Origin of the sequence: Gluconobacter sp. P1D12_c (assembly GCF_018812105.1) — a bacterium.
Classification (GTDB): Bacteria; Pseudomonadota; Alphaproteobacteria; order Acetobacterales; family Acetobacteraceae; genus Gluconobacter; species Gluconobacter oxydans_A.
Map to the genome: position 1 here is coordinate 160,818 of NZ_JACSIQ010000001.1, position 24,633 is coordinate 185,450.

Sequence of the window (24,633 nt, forward strand, 5' to 3'; positions counted from 1 at the left end):
GGGCCGTTTGGATTTTAGCCTGACCTTATCGCAATCCACGGGCTCCCCCGCCCCGCTCTGATGAGGACTTTCCTGATGGCGCAGGCAACTCCCCTATACGATCTTTCACCCGTTTCGATGGGCGGTAATGTCGTGACGTTGAGGCAGGGTGTTCTCCCTCGTCACCGCGAATATCTGTCACGGTGGCTGGAAGCCGGAATGCGGATGGGTCTCTTCGATGCAGAAATCACACCGACGGATTCCGGGGTCACGAATTTCGATGGAACAACGCCCATTGAGCATGTTCTGGTCTGGGTCCGTGAGAACCCGGATCCAGCCTACATGCTCCGCCCGCAGGGGATGCGTTGGGTCCTGATCGATCATCTGCGCAATCATGAACTGGGCAGCTACGCCAGCTTCGAACTGGCTCTTCACACTATTCGCCCGGTTCTGCCGCTGGCCGAGACCTACGCAGCCTGATCTGCGCGGTCAGGCTCACCCCTGACACGCCAGTTGGCTTTCAAGAAAAGCCATAAAAAAACACGCGCCAATCGCCATGGACGCGTGTTTCTGTTTCTGAACCAGCAGTATTTTCTCAGCTTGGACGGACCGCAATATCCCGCGATGCTGGAACAACGATGCGGGCACCTCCGCCACGCTGAATCTGGAAAATAGCCAGCGCGCGAGTGACATGACCGTCAGCGCGCAGGCGGAACAGGCCATCCACACCCATATAGCCGTCCGGACGGGTCAACGCCTGAACGGTCGGGCCTCCCTGCTTCATCAGGTTGCCGGCAAGAGCTGCGGCATCATAGGCGAAATCCGTCACAGGTGATGGCGCCTGATGATAAACCGCCTTGTATTGGGCCACGTACCCATTGCGATCCTTGGCATCGGGCGCAGCATACCAGGCACCATGCAGGGCACTGAGCTTGCCATCAAATGCCTTCCAGAGTGCTGGCCCCATGATCTGCACCTGATCTGACGTCACTTGGTCAGCGTGTAGCGCAGTGATGATGCGCCCTAGCTCCACACCGGTATCTGCCAGCAGAAGAGCATCAAACGGAGGGGGCGGCACCACTGGCGCAGCAACTGGAGTTGCTGGGGGCTGCGCAGGCGTTGTCGAGTCGGCAGGCGAATCGGCCGTAGGATCAACAGCCGATGGACCGGTCGGCGTCGAAACCACAGGTGCCGGCGGCTGGCGATTGGCAATATCTGAAAGGGATTTGAGGCCATTGTCGATGGTTTGCGCATCCATGGAATGGAAAACGATCTGCGGATCTTTCAGACCGTCATCCCGGCAGGCCCGCTGTAGTCCTTCCGCCATCGCATGCCCCAGCGCACTATCTGGCAAAAAGGCTGCAAAGTTCTTGCGGCCCGTTGCGCGTGCAGCATCCACCATCCGGCGAACCTGCTGCTCCGGCGTCAGTCCCATCACCCAGACGCCAGGACGAGCCTGCGTGGAATCGCTTGTGAACGCCAGAACAGGCTTGCCTGCTTCAACAGCCAGCGGTGCGAGAGCCGCAGTTTCTGTAGCCGTTAGCGGCCCAAGGAGCATGGCATCGCCACGCGTCAGGGCGTCATGGGCAGCCTGAGCTGCGCCACCGGCGGCGTTGCTGTCATGAACGTCCAGCACAGGCGAGCCTTGTGAAGACAGAGCCAGCTTGGCTGCATCACGCATTCGCGCACCGATGGCACCGTAGCGTCCCGTCAGGGGAAGGATAAGGCCAACGTCATGTGCGCCAGGAGCCTGGCCTGAGCCGGGAATTCCACCCACGCCAGATGTCAAAGAGGAGTTTCCGCCGGAGCAGGCGGCCAGCGTCAGGAAGGTTCCTGCGGCCAGCCCAGTGCTTACACCCTTGCGCAGACGGCTCATCGGTCCAGAATAGACCCTTGAGTTCGTCACCGAGGATGCAGATGTCCGAAAAGTCATGTTCCGCTGAAACTCCCTTGAGCGATACGGCTGAAACGTTAACGACCGCCCCGCCTTCGGAGCATGGCCCGAGAGTGGGGGGACAACTGATATTGGTTGCGACGCCGATCGGCAACCTGGCCGATATCAGCGAGCGCGCGATTGAAGCCTTGAACAGTGTTGAAGCTATTTTATGCGAAGATACACGCGTTACGGCAAAATTATTGATGTCGCGCAACATCTCCACTCCCACACGAACGCTTCACGATCATAACGAACAGGATCGCGCACCGTTCTTTGTGGAAAAAATGGTGGCTGGTGCCAGCTTTGCCGTGGTGTCAGACGCAGGCACTCCCCTTGTCTCAGACCCGGGCTATCGGCTCGTCCGGGCAGCGATCGCGGCTGGCGTTCATGTTACGGCCATTCCGGGTCCAAACGCTGTCATCACGGCTCTGACTCTTTCAGGCCTCCCCCCTCTTCCCTTCATGTTTCTCGGCTTTCCCGCGCCGCGAAGCGAAGCCCGCAAGACAGGCTTCGCGACGCTTCGGGCCGCAGAACAGGCTGGCGTTCGTTCCACTCTGATCTGGTATGAGGGGCCGCACCGCCTCGTCGAGACACTGGAAGATCTGATCACCGTCTTCGGCCCTGACCGCGAGGCAGCGGTTGGCAGAGAACTGACAAAACGCTTCGAAGAGATGGTGCGGGGAACGTTGGCGGAAGTGCTCGCCCATTTCCAGGAAACTGCACCACGGGGTGAGATTACACTCCTGATCGGCCCCTCAGCGGAAGACGATAGCGGTGCAGACGATCTGGATACGCATCTCCGGGAAGCGCTGACCAGTCATTCGGTGAAGGATGCGGCCACTCTCGTGGCGGGAATTATCAAACTGCCCAAGCGCACGGTTTATGCCCGCGCACTGGAGCTTTCCCGCGAAACAAAGGACTGAACGTCAGTCCTCAGACTTCGGGAGCGTGAACAGAGACTGGGATACGCTTCCGCCCGTCCTGATGTCTGACAGGGCGATACGCGTTGTTCGGCCCTGAGCATCCACGACTTCCCACCCCAAAAGAGCAAGTGGCGCTTCGGAGAACATGAGGGTCAGATTCCCCTCACCCGGGCTCTCCGTTTTTTCAACCTGAAGGTTGATCTGACCGTTCTTACGCTCAAATCCTGTTACCGTGACATCCCCTGAAAGCTTCAGATCAGGCCGCAGCAGCAAACCGAGGGGAGTACGGTCCAGCGGCATAACCGTTACCTGTCCGACGCTCCGATCCTGAAAAACGACCTTGCCATCATTGGCGACAAGAAGAAGCGGGCTGGGACTGTCATAGTCGAAGCGCATTCGCCCCGGACGATCAAGCGTGGCTGTCCCGGCAACAGCTTTCCCATCTGGTGCAATTTGTTGAAACCGCGCCTGAAGCGTTGTGATCTGCGCCAGCGTATCCTGAACGCGCGCAACCCAGCCCTGATCCACAGGACGGAGTTGTGCGGGAACGGCCTGAGCCATGGCAGGGAGCGGAAGAGCTGCTACGGATATGAAAGCGCTGGCCACAGCCGCGCGGAAGAAAAGACGGTTCATCATGCCTCTGGAACTGCCGATCAGGTCACGGGTTGCAAAAAGCTTCGCACCTGCATTCCATAACGTGTTCCTGCACAAACCGGAAACTGATCGCAGCAGGGCTTAACGCCCTACTCCAATACGTCTGACTTCAGATCGATGCTTCGCGGAACAGCGGCTTCACATTTCCGCCCCATGCACCTTCATACAGGGCAAGCCAGTACTCAGCCTGGTTGGGACCACCATCTGCAATCAGATGCAGCGGGTCCAGGAACTGTGCTTCGTTGCGAACACGGGCACGAAGTCCCTGCTCCGCGAGAGCCACAACGCGCTTTGCCAGTGCTTTCAGGCCACCGGGAAAATCAGCCTGCATGCCCTTGGCAGGAACATCCGCACGGAGTTGCTGATAAACCTCCCAAGGCTGTTCCAATACCAGCTTTTCAGCGGCTTCCAATGTTGCGGCATCGTAGAACAGGCCAACCCAAAGCGCAGACTGGGCAACCATCATCTCCGGACGACCGGCGTCCGCGCCACGCATCTCAAGGAACTGCTTGAGGCGCACGTCAGGGAAAACAGTCGTGAGGTGATCCTCAAAATCACCAATAGTCGGCGTCAGACCGTCCAGAGCGGGCTGCGCACTGCCTTCCAGCCAACGCCGGAAGGAGCAGCCACTGGCGTCAATGTTTTTCCCGTCCCGAGCGACGAAATACATCGGCACATCCAGCGCCCAGTCCACGTATTTCTCGAAGCTGAAATCTTCTGCGAAGAACAGCGATGGCTGGCCTGAACGCTGATTATCGGTATCGGTCCAGATACGGGCGCGGTTGGAAAGGAAGCCGTTTGCTTTGCCTTCCACAAAAGGCGAATTCGCAAACAGAGCCGTGGCCAATGGCTGAAGCGCCAGCGATACACGCATCTTGCGGGCCATATCGGCTTCATCACCGAAGTCCAGATTGACCTGCACAGTACAGGTCCGCGTCATCATATCCAGGCCCAGCGTGCCAACCTTGGGCATATAACTGCGCATGATGGCGTACCGACTCTTGGGCATCCACGGCATCTCGTCGCGCGCCCAGAGCGGCTGGAAACCAAATGGCAGAAAGCCCAGTCCGAGTTCAGCTGCAGGACCGCGGATCAGATCGAAATGCTCCTGCATCTCGCTCTGCGTTTCCTGCAAGGAGACAACCGGCGCACCGGAAAGCTCGAACTGTCCAGCGGGCTCCAGAGAAATGGACCGCCCTTTCTGGCTGTTCTGTCCTGCCAGACCGATCAGCGCCTCACCGTCGTGGATAGGAGCCCAGTCCGGTCCCTCCAGTTTCCGCAGCAGCGCGCCAATACCTTTGGGTTCATAAGGCGGCGCTGACAACGGTGTACGCCCATCATCCTGCCCCGGCAGTACAAAGCCGAACTTCTCGTGTTCGGTTCCGATCTTCCATTCGGACCGTGGCTTGGAGCCCCGTTCCAGAACCTCGACGAGCTGCGCCCGATTCTCGATCGTTGCGCTATTAGACGTGCCGGGATTGGACATGGCGGTTTTGCCTCGATTTGCGATCGTTGTTCGATATTGATTGAACTTGTAGCACCTCAGACTGTCCTGTCACCCTCAGGCCCCACGGCGCAGTGCAAGTCGCGCCAGTCCGGCGCAGACAGCCGTCTCGGCGCGCAGCACCAGCGGCCCCAGTGTCAGCGCATGAACAGCAGGATGCTTCTGAAGCAGCGCCACCTCCGCATCGGAAAAGCCACCTTCAGGCCCAATGAGAAGAGCAGATGCGACCAAAGGGCCATCCGCCCCGGGACGTCGCTCAAGAGCCGCAAACAGCGGCTTGTCCTCAGGCCATTCCGCAAGAACGGATTTCAAGGGCTCCAGCGGCTGGATTTCAGGAATATCCAGCCGCTCGCATTGTTCAGCAGCTTCACTGGCAATCAGGGCAAGACGGTCGAGGTTCAGACGGTGCGTGTTGGTTCGTTCGGTTACGACGGGCCGAAAACACGTCACTCCGAGTTCAGTCCCCATCCGGATAACGAGTTCTGTCGCATCACGCTTGAGGGGCGCAAACAGCAGCTCCACTCCCTCTGTGACCTGAGGTGCGCGCTCTCGCGTTCCCAGCCGCACTGTTCCCTTGTCTTTTCGTAAGGTCTGGATGATGGCATTCCACTCTCCATCGCGCGCATTAAAGACACGTACCGGATCTCCAGTGCTCTGCCGCATGACATTGCCAAGATAGTGGGCCTGACTGGCGGGAAGAGGAAGTTCCAGCCCTTCCGTGAAGGGAACATCCGGCACTTCAAGATAAAGACGGGGATCAGATCGGCTCATCCTTTTCCGATAGCGCGCAACAGCCATTGACGGAAGCGCATCTGCCCCTCATCACGTGCTTTGATGAGTGAAACCCGCCCCCATACCGATATCAGCCTGACAGGCTGGACCGGCCGCCTGCCCGAACCATGGCGGTCCTACGCACTTTTGGCCCGACTGGATCGCCCGGTTGGTACATGGCTGCTGTTTCTCCCGGGGGTTTGGGGATTGTTCCTTGCCCTTGATGCGCCGCTCGGTCTCCGCGTTGTCTACACAGCGCTGTTCGCGTTCGGCTCACTCGTTATGCGCTCTGCCGGATGTGTGGTGAATGACATCTGGGACCGCGATATTGATGCCAAGGTTGCTCGAACCGCGGGCCGTCCGCTTGCCAGTGGTGCGCTCTCCCTGAAGCAGGGCCTTAAGCTGCTGGCCTTTTTACTTCTGTGTGGTCTGGGCGTTCTGGTGTGCCTGCCCCGCGCATGCTGGCTTCTGGCGCCCTTTGCTTTGCTGCTTGTGGCGCTCTACCCTGCGGCGAAGCGTGTGACGTGGTGGCCACAACTCGTCATGGGCTTCACGTTCGGTTTTGGTGCGCCCATGGGCTATGCCGCAGCAGGAGGCGGCCTGGATGGAAATGGCGCGCTGCTGTATGGCGCCGTCATCCTTTGGCAGCTCGGCTTTGATACCATCTATGGCTTCCAGGACATGGAAGATGATGCCCGCATCGGTGTTCGCTCCACGTCTCGCTTGATGGAAAAGCGCGCTCAGCCCTTTATTGCCACCTGCTACAGCCTGATGCTTCTGGCGCTGGGACTCGTCGCCATTCATGCCCATCTGCATCTGGGGTTCTGGCTGTTCTTCCTGATCGCCGGTGGCCTCCTTCTTCAGCAGGCTCGCACGCTGAACCCATACGATGCGCCAAACTGCCTGCGACAATTCAAGCAGAACGTTCCAATCGGTTTCCTTCTGGCTCTGGCCTTTATCTGCGGAAGACTTTGAACATCATGTCTGTCAGACTGCAGGACCCCGCGGCATTTATCCGCGAGAATACGGCGGTCGAGACCGCCAGCCTTGTTCCCGAAATTCCCCTGCATCTGGCAACAGACATCACTCCCATCTGGCAGGCCAGCGAAGCCTTCCTCGAAGCGCACGGTATTGAGCCCCCGTTCTGGGCATTTGCATGGCCAGGCAGTCAGCTTATTGCGCGATATATCCTGGATAATCCGCAGCGCGTTGAAGGCAGAAGAGTTCTGGATGTGGCGTGTGGATGCGGATTAGCCGCCATTGCCGCCGTAAAAGCGGGTGCGTCTATCGCAGCGGCCAATGATATTGACCCTATGGCTCTCGAAGCAACGGCCTTTAACGCCACGCTCAATGCCGTGACAGTAGTGCCTTGTCCAGGCGATCTTGTCGGTTCAAAGCCGGACTGTGATCTGCTGGTAATCGGAGATGTCTGTTACAACGAGGCGATGGCTGCACGCATCATGCCTTGGCTGCTGGAATGTGCCCGGCACTGCGAAGTCTGGCTCTGTGATCCGGGGCGCCATTATGCCCCAAAGCTGGATCTGGACATCCTGATTCAACAGAACGTCCAGACCACTCAGGAGCTGGAAAGTACCGATCAACGAACGACGACGCTCTTCAGTCTGCGAGGTATTTCCGCCCAAGACTAAGGGCAGATCCCGTTAGCGCGGCGATCATCGCCCCTCCAAGGCAGATGAAGGCTGGATGTGGGAAGATCGTGAAAAGAGCTGCGACGAGTAGCGCACCCGTCGTCTGGCCACCCAGTCGAGCGACGGACAGCATGCCGCTCGCCCCACCTTCCCGCCCAGCCGGCGCAGAGACCATGATGGCCCGATTGTTGGGTGGCTGGAAAAGCCCGAACCCACATCCCGCCAGAAGCGTCCGCCACGCGATCGCAGCGTTGCTTGCGTCCAGGGGCAACAACCAGAGCAACATAAAGCCGAATGCTGTCAGGAGCAGTCCGAGCGAGGAGAGAACTGAAGCGGGAAAGCGGTCAGCAATCTTTCCAACGACAAACGACATCACCGCGACGCCAACAGCCCAAGGCGCAATCAGCAAGCCAATCGTGGAATCTCCACGATGAAAAGCCGATGCCAAGGTGAACGGCATGGCGACGATGTAGAGGTTGGAGGCCACAAAACCAAGAAATCCGACCAGACACGCCAACAGAAAAGGCCGCCGCGCGAGAAGATCCACCGGGACAATAGGCTCACGCCGTCCCTTCTGATACCGCAGGAGGAGCCACCAGCAGATGATGCCCGCTCCCGTGAGCAACGATCCGGGTAGAAAATCGCCGTGCATCAATCCGTCCAGCCCGATGCCTAGCAAAGCGAAGGACGCTATGGTCAGAAGCGAACCCGGAATATCTGCCTGCGTCTCGCTCCGCGGTGTCTGCGGCAACGCGAAATGGGCCATGACGAGAGCGGCAAGTGCGAGTGGGAGATTGATCCAGAAAATCCAGGGCCAAGTCGCGACCGAAAGGACGATCGACCCAATCGTCGGACCAAGAGCGACGCCAATCCCAACAAACAGACCGTTCAGAGCAATGCCCTTACCAAGCTCTGCGTGTGGATAAATGAAGCGTACGAGCGCAATATTCACGCTCATGATGCAGGCACCACCCACACCTTGAAGGGCGCGCGCCAATGTCAGTTCCAGCAGGTTCTGGGACAGGGCACAGCCAACAGACGTAATGAGGAATAGAAAAATCCCAATCTGGCTCATGCGGGCGAAGCCTACTCGGGAGCCAAAAGACGCGAGTGGGAGCAGACAGGACAGATTGGCGAGCTGATAAGCGTTCACCACCCAGATCGCCCGAGACGACGGGGCATTCAGATCATGGGCAATGGAGGGAAGCGCCACGTTTGCTATGGCGTAATCCAGAACGGAGAGAAGCAGCCCAAGAAGAACGGCTGACATTGCTTTGGCACGCTGGGCTCCGTAGAGCCCAGCGTGCCGTTGAGGGTCGACGCCGAGATCACTCTCGTCCGCCGCCTTGGCTTTCATCACGATTTAACGTCCCAGATTTCTAAGTTTCTTGCCCGAAAACAGATTGGCCTCAAGTGTCTCCAAGGAAACACCTTTCGTTTCCGGAACCATCATGAGGGTGACGAGAACAAAAAGTCCATTGAACGCTGCAAACATAATGAATGTTGATGCTGCCCCCATAGCCACCATGATCATGGGGAAAGTCTTGGAAATGGCCCAGTTTGCAGCCCAGTTCGTAACCGTTGAGCAGCCGATTCCAAAATCACGTCCGCGCGTTGGCTGAACTTCGGAGCACAGCGTCCAGACCAGCGGCCCCTCTCCGATTGCGAATCCAGCGACGAACAACAAAACAAATCCACACAGTGCAATCTGCGCCTCAAAGCTCGACGCGCCCACAGCCAGCAACGCACCCACGCCCAGAAGCGCAAAGCCCGCGATTGCGCAGCTTAGAATAAGCAAAGGACGGCGCCCCCACTTGTCCACGCAGGCAATTGCAACACCCGTCAGAATCATATTCGTCAGACCCACGAGTGTCGTGGCCCAGATGGACGCGTTAACCCCGAAATGAGCGGCCTGAAAGACCCGTGGTGCATAATACAGGAGCGCGTTGATACCCGTGAGCTGCTGCATGACCTGCAGAAGCATTCCGAGATAGACGGAGCGGCGAAAGTTGGGATTGCTCCGGAAAAGGCCAAAGCCAGCGTCGCTGCTTTTGTGAAGACGCGCCTGAATATCTGCGAGCTCAGCTTCTGCCACTTCTTCATCAGACCGAAGGCTATTGAGCACGCGACGCGCATGATCCTTGCGTCCCTGCATCATCAGCCAGCGCGGGCTGTGTGGCAGGATCAGGACAATGCCCAGAAACAGGGTGGCAGGAATGGCCATGATCCCCAGCATCCAGCGCCAATGCTGACCTGTCGCCAGCAGACTGTCAGACACAAAGGCCAGAAAAATCCCGAGCGTGACCATGAGCTGATAGAATGAAATCATGGAACCGCGCGCAGATTCCACCGTGATTTCAGAGATATAGAGAGGAGCAGCAAACGCCGCCAAACCGACAGCAAGGCCCAGAAAGACGCGCCCAATAATTAGCACCAGAGCAGAAGGCGCCAACGCGCACAGTAACGTTCCCACAAGGAACAGAACTGCAGCCACGAGCATGGCTCCTGTCCGGCCGTAGCGGCTGGAGATCCGACCGGCGACGAGAGAGCCGAATGCTGCCCCCGCCATCATCGATGATACGATCCACCCTTGCAGGGCGTCACTCGCGTGGAAATCTGTAGCGATAAAGGGCAAGGCGCCAGCGACAACGCCGGTATCGAGACCGAACATCAGACCAGCGAGAGCTGCCATGATGCCCAATGCCGTGGCGCGCGCCGTGCTGCGTTGAGGCTCTCCTGAGGAGCCTTCACTGCGAACCGCAGCAATCCCGACCATAATCTGTAATCCTCATCTCTAACTCAGGCCTGATGTAGGGCTTGGCGGCTCTTCTAGGGCCGAACACCATGCACCGCCATAGGCTGACGAAGGATTAGGTATACGAAAATGGGGAGTTTTGCAGTCCTGTGAGAAGATTTTGTTCCGCTATGCGTTCATTGCATAACGGAACAAAAAACAGCTCTCACTTATCCGCGTAAGGATTTGTCGTCCCACGAAGCTGAATACGAATGGGCACGCCAGGCATATGGAATGTCTCGCGCAGCCCGTTTACCAGATAGCGCTTGTACGCATCGGGCAGCATTTCTGCTCGGGTACCGAAAAGAATGAATGTGGGCGGACGAGCCTTCACCTGCGTCATATAACGCAGCTTGAGGCGGCGTCCATCAACCAGAGGCGGCTGATGACGGTCCAGCATTGCTTCGAACCAACGGTTCAGCTCACCCGTCGTGACGCGCGAATTCCAGACTTCGTACGCTTTCCGGACAGCTGGAAGAAGACGGTTAACGCCAGCCCCCGTCAACGCCGAGAACGTGACGACCGGGATGCCACGAACCTGAGCAAGAGATGTCTCGATCCGGTCTGAAATGGCCTGACGTGTAGCAACGCGGTCTTCAACAGCGTCCCACTTATTGAGAGCCAGAACGCAGGCGCGGCCTTCCTTCTCAATCAGACGGGCAATTTGAAGATCCTGCTCGTGCACACCCAGTGTGGCATCGATCGTCAGCACGACGACTTCTGCCATTTTCAGCGCTTCGATAGAGGCAGAAACAGACATGCGCTCAAGATGCTGCTCGACACGGGCGCGCTTCCGCATCCCTGCCGTATCAACAAGCTTGATCGGACCGTGTTCGTCATGCAGATCGACGGAGATCGAATCGCGGGTCAGACCAGCTTCGGGGCCGGTGATCATCCGCTCTTCACCGAGAAGGCAATTCAGAAGCGTGGATTTGCCTGCATTCGGGCGCCCCACAATTGCCAGATGAAGCGGGCCAGCCGGACGTTCTTCAGGCTCCTCGCCCTCTTCCGGCTCCTCGTCACGACGACGACGGCGCTCCTGCTTCGGAGCCCCGGGAAGACGATCGACGATCTCTCCCATGAGGTCACTGATGCCCTCACCATGCTCGGCGGACAGCGCCAGTGGCGTGCCCAGACCCAGCGAGTAGGCCTCAAGTGCGGAATTGGTTCCAGCCTGCCCTTCTGCCTTATTGGCAATCAGCAGAACCGGACGATTCTGGCGACGCAGCCAATTGGCAAAATGAGCGTCAGTTGGCGTGATGCCTGCGCGTGCATCAATGCAGAACAGCACCAGATCTGCCATGGAGACGGCGGATTCAGATGATGCGCGCATACGACCGAACAGCGTGTCCGGCGCAGCTTCTTCGAGGCCCGCCGTATCAATCACACGGATGCGGCGACCGCGCATGTGGGCTTCGCCCTCCTTGCGGTCACGCGTCACACCGGGCTGATCGGAGACGAGCGCCTGACGACGCCCGACAAGCCGGTTGAAAAGAGTGGATTTCCCGACATTCGGGCGCCCGGCAATAACAACTACGGGCAGATTCTCAGAGGTCATTCGTTCAGCCATAGGCCCGCAGAACAGCATCCTGGGACAGCGTCAGAACCAGACCGTCACAGACGATCGGCTGAACCTGGCATGGAGCCGTGGTTTTACGGGTCGATTCAATTTTGCCGGTTACGGCATCAACAATCACCATGCCTTCCTGCGGCAGGGTAGAGAAACAGACCAGCTTGCCGTTTACGAGCAGAGGACCGACCCACTGGATGGCGTCCTTCTGCACTTCCTGTCGGCGGAAGCGGCGAAGCTGGGTAATCCAGCGTACGTGGCCGGACAGACGGTCCAGACAGGCAAGCTGCTGATCGGTGGACAGGACAAACATCCAGTCCCCGCAGATTGTCAGGGGCGTCTGGCCACTGACTTCACGCTCCCACAAGCGACGTCCGGAGCGCATATCCACAGCCACAAGAACGTTGGACATGGAAATAGCATACGCCGTGCCATCCTTGATGACCGGAGCCCCGCGGATGCAGGAGAAATCCAGCATGGCGCCCATACCGTTGGCACCGCCAAGGCTATCGCTCCACACCATTTCACCGGAAGCCGCACGCAGGGCGACGAGGTCGCCACTGCCGAAGCCTGCCAGAACCACACCATCTACGATTGCAGGGGCAGCCTGCCCGAAGATGACGGTATCCGCACCCGTTGCCTGATATGTCCAGACCTGTCGGCCAGTTGCGGCCTCAAGTGCGTAAAGACGCTCGTCAATTGTCCCGAAAACGACAAGACCATCGGCAATCGTGGGGGCAGAGCGCCCGGGTGTGCCGAGATCGACAGCCCACTTGATCTTGCCACTGGCAGCATCGACGGCCAACGCCTGCGCAACGCCATCCACGATGTAGAGGGTCTCTCCATCGAGTGCGACGCCTCCGCCAATATTGGTGGAGCGGGACTTTTTGGGAGCCGGCTGATGGGACCAGAGCTGCTTCATGCCCGGCCACGTCCACGCCTTCACCACACCCTGTGCATCCGTGGTGAAAATCCGACCATTCCCGATCACCGGCGGGGACTGAATGGCCCCGCGGCTGTTCGGCATGATCGCCACCATGGACAGGAAGCTCGTCGGGTTCACCTCGGCGCCGATAGAACGGCTCCACTTGATGTCCGAACCGTTCCAGACAGCATTGACGGCAACATGGTCCGGCGTGCGGTCAGGCTGAAGCCATTCCGTCACGGACTGCGGTGCAGACAATGTGATGGGCGTATGATCTTCCGGATCAACGGTCAGACCTGCCCCAGTGGAGAGCACGTCAACGCGATGGCCGGCCAGCGTAGGCTTCTCATCATCGTTGAAGAGGCTGCATCCACCCATCGCAGTCAGAGCGGCGCCGGAACAGGCAACACGCAGCATCGAACGGCGGTTCATAGGCGCAGAAGAACGGTCAGGACGGCGCATTAACCAGCGTCTCCAAAAGTTTCGAGAAGAGCCTGCGCACGCGCACGAGCCCCTTCAGGTGCAGATACACTTCCAACAATCTGCGTCAGAAGGCGACGGGCTTCTTTCTGCTGGTCAGCCGTCGCATCCGGACGCAGATCCAGAGCAACCAGACCTTCCTGAGCCAGAGCTGACCAGGCGCCACCATTCTGCGCAAGCGCTTCATAGCCGGGACGCAACGTCTTCGGGTCCGCCGTGTTGGTCTGAGCATTCAGGACCATGTAACGGGCCATGTCCTTCAAGGCAGGCTCAGCGACAGAATCGGACGCGACGCTGTTCCAGGCCTTCAAAGCAGATGCCAGATCATGATCCTGCATCTTCAGATCTGCCAGACGCAGCGCTGCATAAGACCGCACGCCAACAGGTCCATGATCTGCCAGATCCTGAAAAACCGTCTCGGCTTTCTGCGTGACAGTCTTGTCGTGCTTGGGATCAGCCAGCGTCTCAAGTGTATTGAAATACTGAGCTGAGGCGGCCTGCTGAGCCTGCTTCCGGGCGTGATTCTGCCACTCCCAGACACCGCCGCCAATCGCTCCCACGACGACGACAGCTGCCACAACAGCACCCCATCGGCGCGCAGCTGCCCGTAGGCGCTGAAGCCGAATTTCTTCGTTCACCTCTGTGATGAAATCGTCCGCCACCTGGTCCCCTGCTGGATCGGTCTTGTAAAGTTCTGGCGGAACCATACAGGCGCCGCACGTTTGCGGCAAACGCTTCGCTTGAGAAGCTGTTACCGAAAGAAACCGGCTATCAATTTAGGGCTTCCTTAACCCCTGCCGCATGATGCTGCCAAACATGAAAAAACCAGCTCTGCTTCTATCGCCGGTTCTGATGCTTTGCACACTGTGCGGCTGCGCGCCGGACCGGATTGCCTCTGCCATTACCGGAAAAGATTGCAATACGGCCTATCTGTATGATGACGAAAGCTTCTGCTCCCGCCCGGTTGGCCCACCCCCGCCCCAGCCATACTGCACCACCAGTTTTGAAGGCACGGATTGCTGGGCCAGGCCGGACCTGATGCCAAACGTCGCGCGCCAGACCTATGAAGGTCCGACTTCTCTAACGCCACACCAGAATCAGGTGCGGATGGGCCAGTGAAAACCCGTCAGTGATGCCCGAGCTTACGTCCTGCGGCAGTCAATTCGGAAGAAAGCTTCTGGAATGATCCGGCAATACGCGTCTGGACAGCAGCACTGGCAGAATGAATACGTAAAATTTTCGCGCTGGCTTCCTGGCTGATGGCCGTCTCTTCACGGTTTGCCTGCCCTGAAACGCATGCGTTATAGGCCCGCGCTTCTTTTTCATAGGCTGTCACTCGGTCCACGCTCTCGTTGTACTGGGCAACTGTCCCAGCTTTCACGGCCGGAGCGTCTGGCTCGGCACCACATTTTGGTGCGCTCCAACCGGATTCGGCGGCACTGGCTGTTCCAAAGGCGAACACGGACAAAAGGGACAGGCCGCAGAGTGCGGCGACAGGGCGAATCATAAAACTCTCTTTCATGGTCGAAGCGTCGCGCGCCCTACGCCCCGATCAAGGCGCAAATTTGGCAAACCGTCCCGTCGCTTCACCAATCACCTCACCGTCCTGCATGACTATCGTACCACGCACGATGGTTGCCATTGGCCAACCCGTCACAAGGGTTCCGTCAAATGGCGTCCACCCTGCAGGCGAGACGATCCAGTCATTGGTGATTTCCTGCTGTGCTTTCATGTCCACAAGCGTAAAATCTGCGTCGAAACCGACAGCCATGCGGCCCTTGGTCTGAAGACCGTAAACACGCGCGGGCCCGGCGGACATCAGATCTACCAGACGTGCTAGTGACAGACGGCCTGCATTCACATGATCAAGCATGACCGGAACAATGGTCTGGACACCAGTCAGGCCAGCCGGGCAATTCGGCCAAGGACGTTTCTTTGCTTCCAGTGGATGCGGCGCGTGGTCCGAAGACACAACATCGACGCGACCATCCTGAATGGCTTTCCAGCTTGCCTCGTAGTGATAGCGATCCCGCAAGGGCGGGTTCATTACGGCAAGACCACCCAGCTTTTCATAGCATTCCGGGCCAACCTGCGTGAGATGATTGACCAGCACTTCTACTGTTGAGACATCCCGAAAGTCAGCGAGATACTCCAGTTCTTCGGCTGTAGACGTGTGGAGAATATGGGCCGGCCGGCCCGTCTTGCGGGCAATCGCCATGATGCGGCGCGTTCCCAGAAACGCACATTCCACATCCCGCCAGACACTATGCGTGGCATAGGGCTGACCCTCATGAAACATCGGTTTGCGTGCCTGAAGACGGTATTCATCTTCTGAGTGAAAGCAGACACGACGATGGCCGGAACGCATGACGGCTTCGATGCCTTCGTCGTCCTCGATCATCAGGTTGCCGGTAGAAGACCCCGCGAACACCTTGATCGCACAAACCCCTGGCTGCTGCTCCAGCATGCCAAGGTCAGGCGTGTTGTCACGGGTCGCCCCGATATACATGCCAACATCGACATGTGCGACGTTGCTGATGTGCTCGCGCTTCCAGTCCAGCATTGCCTTGTCCGTCACGCTGGGCGAGGTGTTTGGCATATCGAAAACTGTTGCGATACCGCCCAAAGCTGCCGCGCGCGTTCCGGTTTCAAGAGTTTCTACCGCAGCGTTTCCGGGGTCACGCAGGTGGACATGGCTATCGATCAGGCCCGGCAGGACATGCAGCCCCGTCGCATCAATCACCCTGTCAGCCTCATCGTCGTGCGAAACGGACAGAGAAGCGATGCGGCCGTTCCGGACACCCAGATCCGCCTCCGCTTCCCCCCACGGGAATACGCAGCGGCCACCCCGGATAATCAGATCGTAATGCATGGTCTGTCCTTGTCAGTCTGATGAAAACCGCACTTAGCGAGCGCGGGAAAGTGTCTCGAAAACATCTCCGTCAGCCGGAATGCCTTCAACATGGTGTCGGAACCACAAAGCGTAGAACAGCAACGTCCAGGCTTGGCGGGCGTGACCGCGCTGGGTCGCAGTCGAGAAAATACGTTCGACCTTGTGCGGAGCCATGACGTCCTGAATGCAGGACTGTTGCGCCACCAGCGGGCCCAGTCGTTGAGACTGTTTCTCGATCCACGGCCCAACAGGCACAGTGAAACCCTGCTTTGGGGCGAAAGGCTTTGCCTGTGGAAGCGCATCCTGAAGCCAGCGGCGCAGAAGCCACTTACCGTATCCATCCCGCACTTTGAAATGATCCGGGAGAGACCAGACAGCCTTGGCCACAACAGGGTCCAGTAGCGGTGTGCGCCCCTCAGCAGAATGCGCCATCAGGCAGCGGTCCAACTTGAGCAATAAGTCATTCGGAAGCCATTCGGCGATATCAAGGGCCTGCACAGCGGGAAGACCCGTCAAACGCTGGGACAGTTCCATAGCCGCGAGCCCGGCGCGCCACTGACGCCCCTGCCCCGGCACACAACGACCAAATGTACCCGAACGCCAGGGCCCTCTTCCGCCGCGCCACCACGGCTTTATGGCCCGACGATAGCGCCCATATCCGGCAAAGAGCTCATCTCCCCCTTCGCCGCTCAGGATCACAGTGACGTCCTTGCGCGCTTCCTGCGCCAGAAACCACGTTGGGATGATCGCGTAATCTGCCGCGGGGTCATCCATGCAGGCCACGATGGCAGGCAGATGGGACCAGACCATTGCTTCTGTGACGGTCAGAACATGATGATCTGCACCAACGGAAGCCGCCAGCGCTGCGGCATCGGCAGCTTCGTCCGCTTTTCCAGTGTCAAAGCGCGCCGTCCAAGTCATGGGGCGCGGTAGCCCGAGTTTATGAGCGGCAGCGAGAATAGCAGAACTATCAATTCCGCCCGATAGAAACAGTCCCAGAGGAACATCGGCCCGAAGGTGCGCATGAACACTGTCGGTCAAGGCGGCATCGAGCCTGCGCAGAGCCTGCTCGTCAGTCAGGTCAGCGGGGATGGTTTCCGTGGCTTCCTGCAAAGCGTGACGACGACGCGACTCAACAATCCGCCCATCCACAATCCGCAGGGTTTCACCCGGCAACAAGCGCCGTATTCCCGGGAAAACTGTTTTTTGCCCGGTTGTGAACTGAAGCTGGAGCAGTTCATTCCGCGCCTTGCTCCTGACCCGCCGGACACCAAAGCCTCCGGCCAGCAAAGCCTGCGCCTCTGAGGCGAAAGCGATTCCACCTTCGTATTCCGCAATATAAAGTGGCTTGATGCCGAACGGATCGCGGGACAGCAGCATTTCGTGCTGGCCTTGCTCGTTCTCAACGGCAGCGATGGCATACATGCCGCGCAGTTCGTGCGTGTAACCCGTTCCATCTCTCAGCCAGAGGTGCAAAGGCGGTTCACAATCACTCTTGGTCTGGAAACGATCAGCAGGAAACGTACTGCGAATGTCCGGATCGTTGTAAATCTCTCCATTGGCAATCAACGCCGCATTCCCGACCCGGAAGGGCTGGGTTCCGCCAGCAATATCCACGATGGACAGGCGGCGATGTCTCAGCGCGGCGCCTGTAAGATCCAGGCGCCCTTCCCCATCCGGCCCACGATGAAAAATCGCAGCAGACATTCGTTCCAGCGCGGCTTGATCGGGTGCCTTTCCGGGCAGACAGGACAGACCGGCGATTCCACACATCAGGTCAGCCCTCCGTCCAGAAATTCGGACCAGCGGGCCATCACAACATCCTGTGCAAACTCGCGCTCGAACCGGGCACGACCATTGTGTCGCAAACGCTGGGCAAGCGCCTTATCTTCCAGAATATTCCCGATCTGGGCAGAGAAGGCTTCAGCATCCTCAACGGGAGCAAGAAGGCCATCTTCGGTCCCGGAAAGAATTTCCTGAGGCCCCTGAATAGCACTTCCGACAACAGGCACCGCTGCTGAAAGACCTTCAATCACGACATTTCCAAGCGGCTCGATCCGCGATGGGCAAACCATAACATCACAGGCCCGCAGCCATGGCCCACTCTCCGCGACCCACCCCGGAAGATGAACACGGTCTGAAAGATTTTCGCTTCGGATCAACGCTTCCAGCATCGCACGCTCCGGACCTTCCCCGGCAATGACGAGATGCACGCCTGGCAGACGGGTCATGGCACGGATCAGGACATCAAACGCCTTGTTTTCATGCAGACGCCCCAACGCCAGCACAAACGGAACATCGGGAGGCAGGAAATCCGGGCGTACCGGCGTCACAGACGCAAAATCTGTCGCAAAATTCGGTAGGTAATGAACGCGGTTCGCAGGCCATCCCTGGGCTTTCATCCAATCGGCCAAACCACGCGTATTACCAATCAGATGCTCGCAGCGCCGATAATTGGATAGATCGTAGTATCCCCCCAGACGCCCCGCTGTCCGCCAGGGACCAATCGGCAGTTTGCGCGCCGCACGACTCATCCAAGCCACAACGACATCAGGCTGAAACTCATTCAGATTCCGCCGCAAGTGCGACCGCGTTCTGACATCCAGAGCGCCACCAAACCTGAACGTCTGTGTTTCCACGCAAGCGGCACGAAGACGATCTTCCCGCGCGACATCATGCCGGATCAGAGCGCGAACAGGACGCTTATCCTGTGTTTGAGCCATGGAAAGGCGCTCAAAAAACAGTTCCGCCCCGCCGCGTGCCGACCCTGCCATGACATGGGCCACTCTGGCTTTGCGCCCCGGAAAAGAAGAAGGCGACACCACAGGCGAAGGCTGGAAAGAAACGCTCATACTTTCTCTATCGGCCATGCAGGGCAGCGCTTCAAGATCAGGTCCTGAAGGAACCAGCGTTTCCTGCCAGAATGGCTTTGGCAACATCCAGAACCGCTTCGACACTCAGGTTTTCCAAAGACGCTTTTCCTTCCGGACCGGGAGCCGCGATTGCGAACGCCTCGGTTCCCGACGGAGCATATTCGGACATGCGGGAGGGCCCAAACAGACCAAGCGTGGGCGTTCCGGCAGCGGCGGCCAGATGCATGAGGCCTGAGTCATTGCCTACAAAGAGAGCACAACGAGCAAGCAGCGCTGCCACCTCTCCGAGAGACCTGTCTCCGCCGAGGTCCAGCGCTTCCGGCAGCGCTTCCAGAACAGGCCTGGCCCGTTCCTTTTCGGCGTCTCCCGGCCCATAAAACAGAACAGGGCGCATTCCCTGACGACGCAGGCTCTCAGCAAGCGCGACAAATCGCTCTGGAGGCCAGATCTTGCCATCCCAGTTCGCAGTTGGCCCCAAAGCCAACCAAGGGCCACCCGCAAGCAGATCTTCTGCAGTTTTGTCATGCTGCCTAGAGGTCCAGACACACGGCATCGGGGTTTTGTGACGGCCAAGTGCATCACGAAGCTGCTCGATCTTGCGTCCGTCCCGACGCCCTCCCTGGACGATCAACCTTCGACGGGTTCGCAGTGTGAAGCTGAGGAGGGAGCCTCGCAGATCCACAACCATAAACCAGCGCGTTCGGACGCAAGCAGACCAGAGGTCCAGCCAGTGTCGATCGTGGCGGCGTTTTTCAAGAGTAATAACCCGCTCACAGCGAGGGTCTGGCTCGAACAACCCTGCCGCGACCGGCCCACAGACAACGGTAAATACAGCTGCCGGATAACGTTTTTCCAGAGCATCCAGCACACCGGTGGAAATAACGGCATCGCCAAGCCTGTTGGACGTGATGAACAGGATCTTCATCAGTCGCGGCGCCACACCGGGTCCTTCAGACCGTCCACAAAAGCTGTATGAGCCGCCAGCTCTTCTGCATTCGGGAGCGCCATTTTCCGTGGAGTCCGGTTCGCGAGCATATCACCTGCTTCTGCGATACTGCGGCTTCGTGAAGGTCCAGCCAGTCCAAGCCCGCGCTGGCGGCCGCCCATCAGTTCGACATACACTTCTGCCAGCAATTTACAGTCCAGCAGAGCATTATGGGTGCCACGCTGGGACAGGTCGATGTTGAAACGGCGACACAGCGCATCAAGGCTAGCCGGCATACCCGGATATTTTTTGCGCGCCATTTCGACAGTATCGATCGCACGGCTGGCGTAATCCAGCGGCGCGCGGCCACATTTTTGCAGCTCGGCGTTTACGAATTTGAAGTCGAAGCGCGCGTTATGCGCGATCATCGGGGCATCGCCGATAAACTCCAGAAATCCGTCTGCGATTTCTGGAAACTTCGGCGCACCCTCCAGATCTTCAATCCGAAAACCATGTACCTTCGTAGCCTCGGCCGGAATGTCGCGCTCCGGATGCACCATCACGTGGTAATAATTGGTCGTCGGCAGATCATCGATCAGTTCGATGGCCGCGATTTCGATGATGCGATCGCCCTGATCCGGGTCAAAGCCTGTGGTTTCCGTATCGAACAGGATCGAGCGTTTCATGAAGCCTCGCGCAGACGGTGCAAAAGAGCGCGAACCTGCCGGGCAGCAGATCCGCGGGAAAGGCCGGTTCGTATCACGATGTGTGCCCGGCGTCTGCGTTCATGGTCCGGCATTTGCCGTGCGATAAGGGAACGTGCCTGTGCTTCGCTCATTCTGGCACCCGTTTTCCCGCGCTGATGAATACGGGACAGGCGTGTTGCCATGGGGGCCTCAACCACCACTACCACATCGCATTTCCGGTCCTCACCGATTTCCATCAGAAGCGGAATATCCAGGACACAGAACGGTTCTTTTCGCGCACGACATTGACGCAGGAACCTCTCTCGCTCGGCTTTTACAAGCGGATGCATGATGGCCTCCAACGCTTGAAGCGCGGCCACATTTCCAACCACAGCCTGACGCAGGGCTATACGATTCAGAACGCCGTCCTGCACTGCAACAGGAAAGACGCGGGCAATGGCGGGGAGCGCCTTTCCTCTTGGCCCCTGGAGGGTCCGCACAACAGCGTCCGCGTCAAAAACCGGCACACCGGCCCGACGAAACAGAGCGGCGACTGTACTTTTCCCCGCCGCCATTCCGCCTGTCAGACCGATGATTTTCATGGGTTAGCGCAGACTTGCAGCCAGCAGATTAAAAGTTGCCTCATCGGCTTCCGGATCTACTCCGAACCAGGATCGAAACCCTGCCCGAGCCTGATGAATCAGCATCCCGAGACCATCAACCGTTTGCAGATCCGCGGCTTTTGCCGCCTTCAGAAGCGGTGTCTCCCGCGGAGTATAGACAATATCCGTCACGCACAGGCTGGACCCGGCCTGCCTTAGCATTGCACTCCAGTCTACGTCGGCCTTGCCATTCATCCCCAGTGACGTAGCATTGACAAGAAGTGAACAGCCCGGAAGGAGAGACGGCCAGTCATACCACTCGACAGCTTCCCCTCCCTTCAGGGCCTCGACCATCGCTTCGGCGCGCGCCATGGTTCGGTTCGCGACTACAACCTCACAGCCACGATCCAGCAGTGCAGCCGCAACCGCGCGCGCTGCGCCTCCAGCCCCAAGGATTAGCGCTCGGCCGGACAAGGTGACGCCATGCGCGGTAAGGTTGTCACAAAAACCCGTGCCGTCAGTGCAGTCGCCGATAATGTGACCATTCTCAAAACGCACAGTGTTAACGGCTCCCGCACGTCTGGCGGTATCCGTCATGCTGTCGCAGGCGCGCATGGCAGCTTCCTTGTGCGGAATCGTGACGTTCACGCCCCGAAAGCCCGCCGCAGCCAGGCCCTTGAGAGCAGCCTCAAAATGTTCCGGTCGCGTGGGGAGCGGCACATACGTCCCGTTCACATCGTGCACCCTGCACCAGTGATTGTGCAGCATGGGCGAACGGGAATGCTCTACGGGCCATCCCATGACACCAGCAAGTTTTGTGTGTCCGTCAATCATGCAGCCAGTGTCTCCCAGACCTGAGGCAGAAGTCTTGCGAGACGCTCCGCCCATGCACGTTGCCCCTCCTCATCCGCAATAAGGTCCTGTCGAAGTTCAATTTCCAGATAGGGCAACCCGTTTGCTTCTGCATGCCGGGGGACTGTGTATTCGTTGGTATCGGTCAGAACGTAAGGCTCGTTGTCTCCAACGCAAAGGTCACCTTCTGCCCGCAGAGTATCGATCATCACACGAGCCATTCGGCTATCCTTGTGATGAAGAATACCGACCTGCCAGGGGCGCCGAACACCCGCCATTTCCGGGGTAAAGCTGTGCAAGGCAATCAAGGCCGTCGGGCGCGATGCCCGCTCTGTCAGAACCTCGGCAATTGCATCGTGATAGGGATGGAGGATTTCGCGCTCGCGCCGTGCCCGGCAATGAACAGGCGCTTCACTGTTTCCTGGAACGTGGGTCCCATCACTGACATGCGGCATGGATGTCGGGTGACCCGGTGCGCGGTTACAATCGATGACCAGCCGGGAATAGACCTGCTCAATCAGGGGAGAGCCCAGCAGGTCACGCAGAAACCGCCCTACCCCGACGATCCCGATGTCCCATGCAATGTGCCGGTGCCAGTCCGGTTCCCCAACGCCGAGAAACTCCAATGCTTTGGGAACAGCTTTTCCCGCATGGTCACTCACCAGCACAAACGGTGATGGCTGGGTCTCGGGGAACAGGAGGAACGGTGCCGGATCATCGGCACCCAGCAGAGAAAGGGACATCGACTCTTTACGTTGTTAGCCTGCGAGGACGGACAGGGTATGGCGGACCGCATCGGCAGACCAGTCCATATTCCCAATGGCCTCAGCAACAACCTCACCCTTGGCGTTCAGCAGAAGGGACCGGGGCACGCCATGCAGCGCCATGACACTCGGTGTAAGATCTTTCAGATCATCTGGACGCACATGCTTGATAGAAGCCACCAGAGCATCCTGATCCGCCGTTTCCATCATTACAGAGGACGTCGGGTCCACGAGAAGCGGCAGGGCGTCAATCTTGTGTGCATCATAAAAGGCCCGGACCTTGGGCACCGTACTGCCGCGTACGGCGGCCGTCACAATCTGTGGCCCGTCTGCGCCCAGAGCCTTGGCCGTCGCGTTAACGGACGGAAGTTCACGAATGCAGGGCGGGCACCAGGTCGCCCAGAAGTGCAGAACGAAGGGCTTGCCGAACCAATGCGACAAAGGGACTTCCTGCCCCTGCTCATTCTGGAAAGAGAGCACTGGCAGAGCACGAGGCTTGGCCAGAACGCCGAACGAATTCGGGACAAAGGGTATGCCTTTGTCTTCAGCTGAAGCGCTGAAAACACGGGAAGAAGCGAGCAGTCCGGCGGCTCCGGCGAGGGCGGCACGGCGGGTCAAAGAAAAAGTCATTAGTGGAATTCCTGGTGTCGTCAGAAAATTAAAATCAGATTCCGGCAAGAACGTCGTGCAGTTGACGCGCGGCATCAGGGGCGGACCAGTTCACGCCACCTTCGGCCGCAGCCCGAAGACGACCCGACGAATCAATCAGGTATGTGACTGGAATGGCGACATCGGATGTCTTCAACCATGCTTTGTAAGCAGCCTTGTCCATCGTCCACGCCGGGAGGTGCTTCAGACCCGCCGCATCCAGAAATGACGCAACCTTTTCCGGTGTGGCACTGGCTACAGCAGCGGGAATGATGGGACAGTCTGTCCCCAGGGCAGCACAGAAAGCGTCGAGCTTTGGAAGCTCCTGTTTGCAAGGACCGCACCATGTTGCCCACACATGCAGCAGGAATGGCTTACCCCGCATCGAGGCCAGCGATTGCGTTGCCCCTGCTGGGCCAATCAGTTGCAGCGCTACGGGCTCAAGCTGCGGCTTACCCGGCGCTAAACTCCTGACCGAACGAAGATTTTCCTGCTTTCCAGCCCATGCGGCACCAGACAGGCCGGCAGCCACGCTCAAACCGCCTACGCCCGCAATAAATCCACGCCGACCAATCGTCACTGCCATCAAATCACTCGTTCTGCTGTCACTTTCGCCAGAACACCATTACTTTTTCAAAGCTGCAATAACTTTTCTGAACTGCGCCACACTCTCTGGCGCCCCCCAGTCCGTTTCGCCTTCAATCACCGCGCGAAGACGACCCTCTGCATCAATCAGATAGGTAGAAGGAAAGCTTAGCGGCTTGTCACCCAGCCAGCTCTGGAATTCATGAGCATCCGCAGACCACGGATCAATATGGGTCAGATTTTGCGCCTTAAGAAACGCAGCGACCGCATCCGGCCCATGACTGGCCATGGCGACCGGGACGATAGGGCTGTCGTCTTCAAGCGCCTTCATAAAGGCATCCAGCTGCGGCAGTTCACGCTTGCAGGGCGCACACCAGGTTGCCCAGACATGCAGAACAAATGGCGTGCCACGCCAGGCGGACAAGGCACGACTGCCGCCCTCCGGCCGCTGAAGCTTCAATTCCAGCGGAGTAAGACGTGCCGCCGCCGGCTCCAGAGACGGAACAATCGGTTTCGGGCGATCTTCAGCACGTGCGGAATTGCGCAGGCTGGCCGCCGCAGCTAGGCTTAGGCCTCCTGAAAGAAGGGTTCGCCGGTCGATCTGCTTCTGTTTCATCCTG

The 24,633-nt window shown here is 58.6% G+C and carries 26 protein-coding genes; 5 read left to right on the plus strand and 21 right to left on the minus strand.

Translation table 11 applies throughout. From position 1 onward, the window contains the following. The first annotated feature begins 75 nt into the window (after positions 1–75). On the plus strand, positions 76–459 hold the full coding sequence (locus tag KP705_RS00710; protein WP_174694759.1) for a hypothetical protein: 384 nt from the start codon (positions 76–78) through the stop codon (positions 457–459). Positions 460–574: 115 nt separating this feature from the next. On the opposite strand, the gene KP705_RS00715 is transcribed toward KP705_RS00710, so the two are convergent. Continuing rightward, complete coding sequence (locus KP705_RS00715; RefSeq protein WP_046899591.1) at positions 575–1,855, minus strand: penicillin-binding protein activator; 1,281 nt, start codon at positions 1,853–1,855, stop codon at positions 575–577. A 149-nt stretch (positions 1,856–2,004) separates the two neighbouring features. Between KP705_RS00715 and rsmI the strand changes: the two genes are divergently transcribed. Continuing rightward, a complete protein-coding gene (gene rsmI, locus KP705_RS00720; protein WP_099211074.1) occupies positions 2,005–2,838 on the plus strand; it encodes a 16S rRNA (cytidine(1402)-2'-O)-methyltransferase in 834 nt (277 codons plus the stop codon). A 3-nt stretch (positions 2,839–2,841) separates the two neighbouring features. Here the strand turns inward: rsmI and KP705_RS00725 are convergent, their stop codons facing one another. The 3 genes from KP705_RS00725 to KP705_RS00735 all read right to left on the minus strand — a co-directional run bounded on the left by KP705_RS00725 (position 2,842) and on the right by KP705_RS00735 (position 5,794). Continuing rightward, positions 2,842–3,474, minus strand: coding sequence for an outer membrane lipoprotein carrier protein LolA (locus KP705_RS00725; protein ID WP_064274045.1), 633 nt, complete (start codon positions 3,472–3,474; stop codon positions 2,842–2,844). A gap of 127 nt (positions 3,475–3,601) precedes the next feature. Then, positions 3,602–4,978: a glutamate--cysteine ligase gene (locus KP705_RS00730; protein WP_099210279.1), complete on the minus strand. Its 1,377-nt coding sequence runs from the start codon at positions 4,976–4,978 to the stop codon at positions 3,602–3,604. A gap of 75 nt (positions 4,979–5,053) precedes the next feature. Then, positions 5,054–5,794 carry a 16S rRNA (uracil(1498)-N(3))-methyltransferase gene (locus KP705_RS00735; protein WP_211507614.1) on the minus strand — a complete coding sequence of 247 codons (741 nt, stop codon included), beginning with the start codon at positions 5,792–5,794 and terminating at the stop codon, positions 5,054–5,056. A gap of 36 nt (positions 5,795–5,830) precedes the next feature. On the opposite strand from KP705_RS00735, the gene ubiA reads away from it, so the two are divergent. Next, entirely contained in the window at positions 5,831–6,742 is a 912-nt protein-coding gene (gene ubiA / locus KP705_RS00740; RefSeq protein ID WP_203548576.1) for a 4-hydroxybenzoate octaprenyltransferase, read from the plus strand. Between the two features lie 5 nt (positions 6,743–6,747). Then, positions 6,748–7,416 carry a methyltransferase gene (locus KP705_RS00745; protein ID WP_215763830.1) on the plus strand — a complete coding sequence of 223 codons (669 nt, stop codon included), beginning with the start codon at positions 6,748–6,750 and terminating at the stop codon, positions 7,414–7,416. On the opposite strand, the gene KP705_RS00750 is transcribed toward KP705_RS00745, so the two are convergent. The 5 genes from KP705_RS00750 to KP705_RS00770 all read right to left on the minus strand — a co-directional run bounded on the left by KP705_RS00750 (position 7,385) and on the right by KP705_RS00770 (position 13,892). Continuing rightward, positions 7,385–8,773 carry an MFS transporter gene (locus KP705_RS00750; protein ID WP_215763912.1) on the minus strand — a complete coding sequence of 463 codons (1,389 nt, stop codon included), beginning with the start codon at positions 8,771–8,773 and terminating at the stop codon, positions 7,385–7,387. The genes KP705_RS00745 and KP705_RS00750 overlap by 32 nt on opposite strands. A 6-nt stretch (positions 8,774–8,779) precedes the next feature. Then, complete coding sequence (locus KP705_RS00755; protein ID WP_215763831.1) at positions 8,780–10,192, minus strand: sugar porter family MFS transporter; 1,413 nt, start codon at positions 10,190–10,192, stop codon at positions 8,780–8,782. 184 nt (positions 10,193–10,376) lie between these two features. Next, positions 10,377–11,768, minus strand: a complete 1,392-nt coding sequence (gene der, locus KP705_RS00760; protein ID WP_046899857.1) for a ribosome biogenesis GTPase Der — start codon at positions 11,766–11,768, stop codon at positions 10,377–10,379. Positions 11,769–11,772: 4 nt separating this feature from the next. Then, the gene (locus KP705_RS00765; RefSeq protein ID WP_211496465.1) at positions 11,773–13,167 is read right to left on the minus strand and encodes a PQQ-binding-like beta-propeller repeat protein; all 1,395 of its coding nucleotides are present in this window, start codon (positions 13,165–13,167) and stop codon (positions 11,773–11,775) included. After that, positions 13,167–13,892, minus strand: coding sequence for a tetratricopeptide repeat protein (locus tag KP705_RS00770; RefSeq protein ID WP_215763832.1), 726 nt, complete (start codon positions 13,890–13,892; stop codon positions 13,167–13,169). The genes KP705_RS00765 and KP705_RS00770 overlap by 1 nt, the downstream gene beginning before the upstream one ends. 109 nt (positions 13,893–14,001) lie before the next feature. Between KP705_RS00770 and KP705_RS00775 the strand changes: the two genes are divergently transcribed. Beyond that, complete coding sequence (locus KP705_RS00775) at positions 14,002–14,304, plus strand: hypothetical protein (RefSeq protein WP_215763833.1); 303 nt, start codon at positions 14,002–14,004, stop codon at positions 14,302–14,304. Between the two features lie 7 nt (positions 14,305–14,311). Here KP705_RS00775 and KP705_RS00780 read toward each other — a convergent pair whose 3' ends face one another. The 12 genes from KP705_RS00780 to KP705_RS00835 all read right to left on the minus strand — a co-directional run bounded on the left by KP705_RS00780 (position 14,312) and on the right by KP705_RS00835 (position 24,629). Further along, on the minus strand, positions 14,312–14,692 hold the full coding sequence (locus KP705_RS00780; RefSeq protein ID WP_215763834.1) for a hypothetical protein: 381 nt from the start codon (positions 14,690–14,692) through the stop codon (positions 14,312–14,314). 45 nt (positions 14,693–14,737) lie between these two features. Then, positions 14,738–16,057, minus strand: a complete 1,320-nt coding sequence (locus KP705_RS00785; RefSeq protein ID WP_215763835.1) for a dihydroorotase — start codon at positions 16,055–16,057, stop codon at positions 14,738–14,740. Positions 16,058–16,090: 33 nt separating this feature from the next. After that, positions 16,091–17,851 carry an asparagine synthase (glutamine-hydrolyzing) gene (asnB, locus tag KP705_RS00790; protein ID WP_215763836.1) on the minus strand — a complete coding sequence of 587 codons (1,761 nt, stop codon included), beginning with the start codon at positions 17,849–17,851 and terminating at the stop codon, positions 16,091–16,093. Further along, the gene (locus KP705_RS00795; protein ID WP_046899859.1) at positions 17,851–18,852 is read right to left on the minus strand and encodes a glycosyltransferase; all 1,002 of its coding nucleotides are present in this window, start codon (positions 18,850–18,852) and stop codon (positions 17,851–17,853) included. The genes asnB and KP705_RS00795 overlap by 1 nt, the downstream gene beginning before the upstream one ends. 115 nt (positions 18,853–18,967) lie before the next feature. Further along, on the minus strand, positions 18,968–19,876 hold the full coding sequence (locus KP705_RS00800; protein ID WP_046899860.1) for a glycosyltransferase family 9 protein: 909 nt from the start codon (positions 19,874–19,876) through the stop codon (positions 18,968–18,970). Continuing rightward, a complete protein-coding gene (gene dnaQ, locus KP705_RS00805) occupies positions 19,876–20,562 on the minus strand; it encodes a DNA polymerase III subunit epsilon (protein ID WP_046899604.1) in 687 nt (228 codons plus the stop codon). The genes KP705_RS00800 and dnaQ overlap by 1 nt, the downstream gene beginning before the upstream one ends. After that, complete coding sequence (coaE, locus tag KP705_RS00810) at positions 20,559–21,164, minus strand: dephospho-CoA kinase (RefSeq protein ID WP_046899605.1); 606 nt, start codon at positions 21,162–21,164, stop codon at positions 20,559–20,561. The genes dnaQ and coaE overlap by 4 nt, the downstream gene beginning before the upstream one ends. 3 nt (positions 21,165–21,167) lie before the next feature. Beyond that, positions 21,168–21,998 (minus strand): shikimate dehydrogenase, encoded by an 831-nt coding sequence (locus KP705_RS00815; protein ID WP_046899606.1) that lies wholly within the window; start codon positions 21,996–21,998, stop codon positions 21,168–21,170. Beyond that, entirely contained in the window at positions 21,995–22,759 is a 765-nt protein-coding gene (locus tag KP705_RS00820) for an N-formylglutamate amidohydrolase (protein ID WP_046899607.1), read from the minus strand. The genes KP705_RS00815 and KP705_RS00820 overlap by 4 nt, the downstream gene beginning before the upstream one ends. Before the next feature lie 15 nt (positions 22,760–22,774). Continuing rightward, on the minus strand, positions 22,775–23,410 hold the full coding sequence (locus KP705_RS00825; protein ID WP_086634042.1) for a TlpA disulfide reductase family protein: 636 nt from the start codon (positions 23,408–23,410) through the stop codon (positions 22,775–22,777). A 34-nt stretch (positions 23,411–23,444) separates the two neighbouring features. After that, the gene (locus KP705_RS00830; RefSeq protein WP_215763837.1) at positions 23,445–24,014 is read right to left on the minus strand and encodes a TlpA disulfide reductase family protein; all 570 of its coding nucleotides are present in this window, start codon (positions 24,012–24,014) and stop codon (positions 23,445–23,447) included. 39 nt (positions 24,015–24,053) lie between these two features. Continuing rightward, on the minus strand, positions 24,054–24,629 hold the full coding sequence (locus KP705_RS00835) for a TlpA disulfide reductase family protein (protein ID WP_215763838.1): 576 nt from the start codon (positions 24,627–24,629) through the stop codon (positions 24,054–24,056). Positions 24,630–24,633 lie beyond the last annotated feature (4 nt).

Coding starts and splice junctions, on each gene's coding strand:
- KP705_RS00710 (WP_174694759.1), top strand. CDS start 76: ATGGCGCAGGCAACTCCCCTATACGATCTTTCACCCGTTTCGATGGGC.
- KP705_RS00715 (WP_046899591.1), bottom strand. CDS start 1,855: ATGAGCCGTCTGCGCAAGGGTGTAAGCACTGGGCTGGCCGCAGGAACC.
- KP705_RS00725 (WP_064274045.1), bottom strand. CDS start 3,474: ATGATGAACCGTCTTTTCTTCCGCGCGGCTGTGGCCAGCGCTTTCATA.
- KP705_RS00730 (WP_099210279.1), bottom strand. CDS start 4,978: ATGTCCAATCCCGGCACGTCTAATAGCGCAACGATCGAGAATCGGGCG.
- KP705_RS00735 (WP_211507614.1), bottom strand. CDS start 5,794: ATGGCTGTTGCGCGCTATCGGAAAAGGATGAGCCGATCTGATCCCCGT.
- ubiA (WP_203548576.1), top strand. CDS start 5,831: ATGAGTGAAACCCGCCCCCATACCGATATCAGCCTGACAGGCTGGACC.
- KP705_RS00745 (WP_215763830.1), top strand. CDS start 6,748: ATGTCTGTCAGACTGCAGGACCCCGCGGCATTTATCCGCGAGAATACG.
- KP705_RS00750 (WP_215763912.1), bottom strand. CDS start 8,773: ATGAAAGCCAAGGCGGCGGACGAGAGTGATCTCGGCGTCGACCCTCAA.
- KP705_RS00755 (WP_215763831.1), bottom strand. CDS start 10,192: ATGGTCGGGATTGCTGCGGTTCGCAGTGAAGGCTCCTCAGGAGAGCCT.
- der (WP_046899857.1), bottom strand. CDS start 11,768: ATGACCTCTGAGAATCTGCCCGTAGTTGTTATTGCCGGGCGCCCGAAT.
- KP705_RS00765 (WP_211496465.1), bottom strand. CDS start 13,167: ATGCGCCGTCCTGACCGTTCTTCTGCGCCTATGAACCGCCGTTCGATG.
- KP705_RS00770 (WP_215763832.1), bottom strand. CDS start 13,892: ATGGTTCCGCCAGAACTTTACAAGACCGATCCAGCAGGGGACCAGGTG.
- KP705_RS00775 (WP_215763833.1), top strand. CDS start 14,002: ATGAAAAAACCAGCTCTGCTTCTATCGCCGGTTCTGATGCTTTGCACA.
- KP705_RS00780 (WP_215763834.1), bottom strand. CDS start 14,692: ATGATTCGCCCTGTCGCCGCACTCTGCGGCCTGTCCCTTTTGTCCGTG.
- KP705_RS00785 (WP_215763835.1), bottom strand. CDS start 16,057: ATGCATTACGATCTGATTATCCGGGGTGGCCGCTGCGTATTCCCGTGG.
- asnB (WP_215763836.1), bottom strand. CDS start 17,851: ATGTGTGGAATCGCCGGTCTGTCCTGTCTGCCCGGAAAGGCACCCGAT.
- KP705_RS00795 (WP_046899859.1), bottom strand. CDS start 18,852: ATGGCAGGGTCGGCACGCGGCGGGGCGGAACTGTTTTTTGAGCGCCTT.
- KP705_RS00800 (WP_046899860.1), bottom strand. CDS start 19,876: ATGAAGATCCTGTTCATCACGTCCAACAGGCTTGGCGATGCCGTTATT.
- dnaQ (WP_046899604.1), bottom strand. CDS start 20,562: ATGAAACGCTCGATCCTGTTCGATACGGAAACCACAGGCTTTGACCCG.
- coaE (WP_046899605.1), bottom strand. CDS start 21,164: ATGAAAATCATCGGTCTGACAGGCGGAATGGCGGCGGGGAAAAGTACA.
- KP705_RS00815 (WP_046899606.1), bottom strand. CDS start 21,998: ATGATTGACGGACACACAAAACTTGCTGGTGTCATGGGATGGCCCGTA.
- KP705_RS00820 (WP_046899607.1), bottom strand. CDS start 22,759: ATGTCCCTTTCTCTGCTGGGTGCCGATGATCCGGCACCGTTCCTCCTG.
- KP705_RS00825 (WP_086634042.1), bottom strand. CDS start 23,410: ATGACTTTTTCTTTGACCCGCCGTGCCGCCCTCGCCGGAGCCGCCGGA.
- KP705_RS00830 (WP_215763837.1), bottom strand. CDS start 24,014: ATGGCAGTGACGATTGGTCGGCGTGGATTTATTGCGGGCGTAGGCGGT.
- KP705_RS00835 (WP_215763838.1), bottom strand. CDS start 24,629: ATGAAACAGAAGCAGATCGACCGGCGAACCCTTCTTTCAGGAGGCCTA.